Here is a 5,899-nt window from a genome sequence, read left to right on the forward strand (position 1 = left end):
TCCGTGCTCGGCGTCAGAAGTGAGGATGGGCTGGCAATGTGACGGTGAAGGAGGCGCCGCCTTCGGGGGCGGGGCCTGCTTGGACGGTGCCGCCCATGCGGGTCACCAGGCCGTGGACCAACGCTAACCCGATACCGGTGCCTACCGGGCGGGTGCCTTCGTAGCGGGAGTGGAGGGCGCCGCGGGCGAAGGCCATTCGATAGTCCTCTTCGGAGAGGCCGGGGCCTCCATCCCGTATCTGGAGCACGGCGGCGCCGGGGGCGGGGGACAACGACAAAACTACCGGGCGGCCGGCGGGGGTTACGCGGACCGCATTCTCGGCCAGGCCGTCGAGGACTTGGCGGAGCCTTCGCGGATCGGTGTGGGTGACCAGGGTTTCCATGGGGAGGTCCATGCGGAAGACCTGGCCGGCGGACTCGCAGCGGGATTGCCAGACGCGGGAGGCGTCGGCTACCAGCGCGTTCAAATCCACGTCGGTGAGGTCCAGGCGGAAGTCGGCGGCGCCCAGCCTGGCCAGGTCGAGAAGGTCGGAGACCAGGCGGTCGAGGCGGTTGGCTTCCTGGTCGATGACGCGGGCGACGCCGGGGACTTCGGGGCCGGTGACGACGCCGTCGGCCAGGGATTCGGCGAAGCCTTTGACCGCCGTCAACGGGGTGCGGAGTTCGTGGGAGACCGAGAGGAGGAACTCGCGTTGGCGGGATTCGCTGCGGTGGAGGGCGTCGGCGAGGTCGTTGATGGAGCGGGCGACGTCGGCGACCTCGCGGGGGCCTTCGACCGGGGCGCGGATGTCGCGGCGGCCGGTGGTCATGCTGGCGGCGACGCTGGCCGTGTGGCGCAGGGGGCGGGACAACCGGCGGGCCAGCAACAACCCGGCGATCGCGGCGACGATGAGGCCGATACCGAGGGCGAAGATGATGTTGCCGACCAGGGCGCGGCCGGTTCCGCGGGCCACGGCTGCCTTGCGTACCAGGGCGAACGCGGTCTGGTCCTCGACGGAACGGGCTTCCACCAACAACGAGTCGCCGTCGATCTCGACGGAGGCGTGGAGCGGCGAGGACGTGGTCACCCGGTCGATGCCGGCTTGGCGGGCGGCGCGGACCGCAGCAGGGTCGGCGCTGACCAGCGACCCGTTGCGCTGGCGTTGGACGACGGAGATTCCCTGGCCGCGGAGGATTTCCACGGCGCGGCGGATGCCGAGGCGGGAGTCGGAGAGCTCGCCGGCGATGACGTCGGCCTGGTCGGACATGGTTTGGCGGGTGAGGTCGGCGGCGGTGCTGACCACGAGGCGGGTCGAAATCAACCCGGCGACGACGGCCATCACGCCGGCCACGACGAGGCAGATGGCGGTGACCCGGACGGCCAGGCTGGGGCGCCGGCGCTCGGTCAACACGAGGCGTCCGCGGAGTAGCCGACGCCTCGAACTGTCCTAATGGGACTAGCGGAACCCAGTTTCCCCCGGAGCTGAGCGATGTGGACGTCGACGGTCCGGGTGCCGGCGGCCGCCGAGTAGCCCCACACCGCCGACAGCAGCTGGGAGCGCTCGAACACCTGGCCCGGCCGCCGCATCAGGTGCGCCAGAAGCTCGAACTCCGTTGACGTCAGCGATACCTCGGCATCGTCCGTCCACACGCGACGCTGGCCGAGGTCCAGCCGGGTCCGGCCGACGGTCAGCACCTCACCGCCCGGCGCACCCCCGGCGCGCCGCAGCACGGTGCGCACCCGGGCCACCAGCTCGCGCGGGCTGAACGGCTTCGTGACGTAGTCGTCCGCGCCCAGCTCCAGGCCGAGCACCCGGTCCACCTCGTCGTCCCGCGCGGTGACGAACAGCACCGGCGTCCAGTCCCCGCCGGCGCGCATCGAACGGCACACCTCGATGCCGTCCGAGCCGGGCAGCCCGATGTCCAGCACGACCGCGACCGGCCGGAGCCGGCGCACCGCGTCCAACGCGCCGGCCCCGGTCGTCTCCACCGAGGTGCCGAACCCCTCCCGCCGCAGGTAGAGGCACACCAGGTCGGCGATGGCCCGGTCGTCCTCCACCACCAGCACGAGGCCCTTGGACTCCACCGGCGGAACACTAGCCGTCATTGAGCTCCGACTCGATGCTGTCCAGAGTGGACTCCATGTCGTCGAGCTGCTTCGTCGACGTCGCGCCCGGCCCCGGCCCGAGTGGGGACGGCCCGGTCGACCGGTCCTGGCAGGCCGTCACACCCAGCAGCACGAGGGGCGCCAGCACCAGCGCCGCGACCCTCGCCCTCATTTCGCCCCGCAGTACTTGCCGCGGAAGTCGGTCACCCAGCCCTTGATCTTGTTGAGCTCGTCGATCCGCCCGGCCCGGCGCTCGGCCCGCTCCTCGAGCAGCTTCGCCGAGGTCTCCCGGCCGGCCGCGCGCTCCTTCGCCGCCCGGTCCTTGAGCCACGCCGTCGATCCCTTCACGTCCGCGCCGCCGTTGATCCGGTCGATCAGCTTGGTCACCCGGGTCTCCATCCGAGGCAGGCGCTTGTCGCACAGGAACGCGACCTGCTCCGGGCTGAGCGTGATGGTCACCGAGCCGGACGGCGGCGGCGCGCTCGGCTGGGCACCCGCCGGCACCGCACCGGCCAGCGAGACCGCGGCAACGGCTAAGCCCGCGGCGGCGATACGGGTGATACGCATTGAGATCCTCCCTAACGTTTCTCACTTGATTGGCGAGCACCACAGTGACCGACGAAGGTGAGCGACCGGCCTGGATGAGGTTCGGACTGTGTAAGGAACACGGGCCGTGCTCGTGACGCAGCGTGAGGTAACCCGGGAGGCCATCAGTGGCCAGCGCCACGCCGGCTGCACTAAGTTCATCGGGTACGGAGTGCGCAGTTACAGGCCGGTAACCGCCGGGGGAAAGCGGGCACAGTGGGCTACTTCTCCAGGTTGAATCGCAAGTCATGGTCGTGACCGCGCCGCGCGAGGCGCCACCCGCACCGGGCACACGCAGAGTGCTCGGTACGCCCCTTTCCGCGGTCCGTCAGCTCACCCGCTCCGCCGGCACCACGCCCGGCCGGCTCACCGTGATCGCGGTAGGACTGGTCCTGCTCACCGTGCTGACCGGCCTCGTCGGCGCCCTCGCGCTGCAGCAGAAGCAAACCACCATCGACAACCTGGTCGAGCACCGCGAACCGCTGGCCGCCGCCGCGCAGCAGCTCTACCGCTCACTCTCCGACGCCGACGCCACCGCGGCCAGCGCCTTCCTCTCCGGCGGCACCGAGCCCGAGGCGCTGCGCAGCCGTTACGAGCGGGACATCGCGCAGGCCGGTGCGGCGCTCGCCAAGGCGTCCTCGGACGTCGGGGATGACACGCAGGCGCAGGCCCAGGTGCAGCTGCTCAACCAGCAACTTCCGGTGTACGCCTCGCTGGTGGAGACCGCGCGCACGAACAACCGCCAGGGTTTCCCGGCCGGCGCGGCCTACCTGCGTGAGGCCAATGGGCTGATGCGCGACAAGATTCTCCCGGCCGCCAACACGCTGTACCGGATCGACTTCGTGCGGCTTGGTGCCGAGCAGGAGGATGTCCGCTCGTTCCCGTGGGCCACCGTCGTGCTGGCCGTGTTGCTGCTCGCAGCGCTGATCGCCACTCAGATGTATCTGACCCGACGGACCAACCGGCTGATCAACATCGGCCTGGCGGTGGCCACCGTCGCCGTCTTGCTGAGCCTGATCTGGGGCACGGTGGCGATGCTGTTCATGTCCGGCGGCGTGGCCGACGGTCAGCGCAACGGCTCGGCGCTGGCCGAGGTGCTGGTACGAGCCCGGATCGTCACCCTGAAGTTGCGTGCGGACGAGACCCTCACGCTGGTAACCAGGGGCGACGGACCGGACTATGACGGCGATTTCACCAAGCTCAGGCCGGAGGTCTCCGGCGACACCGAGGCCAATCTGTTGGTGCAGGCGAAGAACCTGGCGTCCAGCCAGCAGGTGGCCGATGAGATCCAGTCCGCCATCAACAACACGAACGCTTATCTGACCGCGCACGACCGGATCCGGCAGCTCGACAAGGACGGGAAGTACCAGGAGGCCGTCGACGCCGCCATCAAGGACGCACCGGACAGCGCGGCGACCGCGTTCGCCAAGCTGGACGAGAACCTGCTGAATGCCCTCAACGCGGGCCGCCAGGAGTTCCTCAATCAGACGCTGACCGCGCGCAATGCGCTGACCGGCTTGGTACCCGGCGCCGTGGTGCTTGCCCTGCTCGCCGCCGCCGGGATCACCCTGGGGGTCGCCCAACGACTGCGGGAGTACCGATGAGGAACCGGATGCCGATGGCCGCTGTGATAGTCATGGCGCTGTTCCTTTCCGCATGCGGCTCGACCGGCACCCTGGCCGATCCGGCTCCGGTCAATACCGTCGAGCGGCCACGCCCGGTTGGTGCCGCAGAGAATCCAACTGCAACATCCGGCTCGGCCGCACCGGCGCCGCCGTCGTGCCCGGCAGACGGCCGGGCCAGCATCCGCCCCACCGGCCCGCTGCCACCGCCCGGCCAGATGCCGGACGGCAACATGCGGACCATCCAGCAGCGCGGCCTGTTGAAGGCGGGTGTCGATCAGAACACGTTCCTGTTCGGCTTCCGCAATCCGAATACGGGCCAGCTCGAGGGATTCGACATCGATCGGGTGCACGAGATCGCCGCAGCGATCTTCGGCGATCCCAACAAGATCCAATACGTGCCGCTCGCCTCGGCCGACCGGATTGAGGCGCTGAAGACCGGCAAAGTAGACGTGGTCGTGCGTACCTTCACCGCCAATTGCACGCGCTGGGCGGACATCAACTTCTCCGCCATCTATTACGTCGCCGGCCAGAGACTGCTGGTGGACAAGTCGTCTACGGTGACCGACTTGAAGCAGCTCGGTGGGAAGCGGGTGTGCACCCAAACCGGCAGCACCTCGTTCAACACGTTGTCCAAGGCCGACCCGAAGCTCGTCGTGGTAGCGACCAAAACCTGGTCGGATTGCCTGATCATGCTGCAGCAGGGCCAGGCGGACGCGATCTCCACGGACGACGGGATCCTGGCCGGCATGGCAGCCCAGGACCCGAACGTGAAACTGGTCGGCAATCGGTTCACCCAGGAGCCGTACGGGATTGGCATCCCCAAGCGGAACGAGGACATGGTCCGCTTCGTCAACAGCGTGCTGGAGAAGTCGATCCGGGATGGCGCATGGCAGGCGAGCTACAACCGCTGGCTGCGGCCCAGCATCGGGGACGCGAGCCCGCCGGTCCCGGAGTACAGGTGAGTCACGATGACCAACTGCCCGCGGCCGGGATGTGACGGAAAGGTCGTCGACGGAAACTGCCAGGCGTGTGGCATCGCCGTGGCCCGCCCCGCCGATCCGTTCGTGCAGGCCGAGGAGCTGCGCCGGCAGGCCGCGGTGGCCGCCGAGCAACTGCATCGAAGGGCCGCCGCCGAGGGCGAGGAACGCACCGGCTGGTTCCGCCCGCCGGACGTGCTCACCGGCTCCGACGAGGCCCCCCCACCGCGCCACCGCAAACCCGAGGCCCCGCAGCCGGCGAGAGAGCCGCCCACCGTGATCGTCCAGGCGGTCCCTGCCCCAGGCCCTGCCGGCAACTCCGCCTGGGGTTCAGCCGGTCAACCGCCACTGCCGCCGGGTCAGTGGCAACCAAGCACTCCACAGTGGACACCTCCGCCGCCCACCCGGTGGCCGACGCCGCCCCCCGGGACACCAGGAGCGCCATGGCCGCAAGGGGTCCCGGTGCCGAACGTGGCCCCGCGCCAGCCCGGAGTCCGGCCGCCGACCGCGCTCGACGAGGACGAGCCGCAGCCGACCAGCGTGCTCGGCGAGACCCCGCAGACGCAGAGCATCGAGCCGCCCAAGCCGCCCGCCGAGGAGCCGCCGGCCACCCAGGCGGGACCGGCC

At 70.0% G+C, this 5,899-nt stretch carries 6 protein-coding genes and 1 pseudogene; 3 read left to right on the forward strand and 4 right to left on the reverse strand.

The genetic code is table 11. From position 1 onward, the window contains the following. Positions 1-13 precede the first annotated feature (13 nt). The 4 genes from VGR06_RS14875 to VGR06_RS14890 are packed head-to-tail and all read right to left on the reverse strand — an operon-like array spanning position 14 to position 2,652. Positions 14-1,390, reverse strand: coding sequence for a HAMP domain-containing sensor histidine kinase (locus tag VGR06_RS14875; protein WP_327559658.1), 1,377 nt, complete (start codon positions 1,388-1,390; stop codon positions 14-16). Then, a complete protein-coding gene (locus tag VGR06_RS14880; protein WP_327559659.1) occupies positions 1,384-2,085 on the reverse strand; it encodes a response regulator transcription factor in 702 nt (233 codons plus the stop codon). Before VGR06_RS14880 ends, VGR06_RS14875 begins: the two co-directional genes overlap by 7 nt. After that, a complete protein-coding gene (locus VGR06_RS14885; RefSeq protein WP_327559660.1) occupies positions 2,075-2,257 on the reverse strand; it encodes a hypothetical protein in 183 nt (60 codons plus the stop codon). The genes VGR06_RS14880 and VGR06_RS14885 overlap by 11 nt, the downstream gene beginning before the upstream one ends. After that, a complete protein-coding gene (locus VGR06_RS14890; RefSeq protein WP_327559661.1) occupies positions 2,254-2,652 on the reverse strand; it encodes a hypothetical protein in 399 nt (132 codons plus the stop codon). Before VGR06_RS14890 ends, VGR06_RS14885 begins: the two co-directional genes overlap by 4 nt. A 266-nt stretch (positions 2,653-2,918) precedes the next feature. Here VGR06_RS14890 and VGR06_RS14895 point away from each other — a divergent pair, with 266 nt between their 5' ends. The 3 genes and pseudogenes from VGR06_RS14895 to VGR06_RS14905 form a co-directional block, all read left to right on the forward strand. Next, positions 2,919-4,274, forward strand: coding sequence for a hypothetical protein (locus VGR06_RS14895; RefSeq protein ID WP_327559662.1), 1,356 nt, complete (start codon positions 2,919-2,921; stop codon positions 4,272-4,274). Next, a complete protein-coding gene (locus VGR06_RS14900) occupies positions 4,271-5,257 on the forward strand; it encodes a glutamate ABC transporter substrate-binding protein (RefSeq protein ID WP_327559663.1) in 987 nt (328 codons plus the stop codon). The genes VGR06_RS14895 and VGR06_RS14900 overlap by 4 nt, the downstream gene beginning before the upstream one ends. Before the next feature lie 6 nt (positions 5,258-5,263). After that, a pseudogene (locus VGR06_RS14905) lies at positions 5,264-5,899 on the forward strand (hypothetical protein); the annotation flags it as partial.

The sequence above is a fragment of the Actinophytocola sp. genome, assembly GCF_036002505.1.
Taxonomy (GTDB): domain Bacteria; phylum Actinomycetota; class Actinomycetes; order Mycobacteriales; family Pseudonocardiaceae; genus DASYTH01.